Origin of the sequence: Lysinibacillus sp. GbtcB16 (assembly GCF_019091145.1) — a bacterium.
In the GTDB taxonomy this organism is placed as follows: domain Bacteria; phylum Bacillota; class Bacilli; order Bacillales_A; family Planococcaceae; genus Lysinibacillus; species Lysinibacillus fusiformis.
Genome location: NZ_JAGXJV010000846.1, coordinates 1 through 237 on the forward strand (window position 1 = coordinate 1; position 237 = coordinate 237).

1 protein-coding gene is annotated in these 237 nt (G+C 45.1%); it reads right to left on the reverse strand.

The window, feature by feature from the left end; all coding sequences use genetic code 11:
* Positions 1 to 24: 24 nt before the first annotated feature.
* A partial coding sequence (locus KVT27_RS26065) for a hypothetical protein (RefSeq protein ID WP_217582321.1) occupies positions 25 to 237 on the reverse strand: 213 nt, incomplete at its 5' end.

Below are 237 nucleotides of genomic sequence, written 5' to 3' on the forward strand. Positions count from 1 at the left end.
TGAACTATCGTTCTTCGAGGGAGCTCAATGGCATGGATTTTCCAATAGTTGAGAAACCATTAGTTCTATTCCAACCATGCGCCCATTACTGCTTGCCACATTCCCCATATGTAAGTCGCCGTGGACAAGCGTAGAGGGTACACCATATGTCGATATTCGCTTGCACATTTCTGAAATGGCAGGAAGTTGCCTGCGAAGATCTCCGATCTCTTCCGATGTAAGTTTAGAAACAACTAG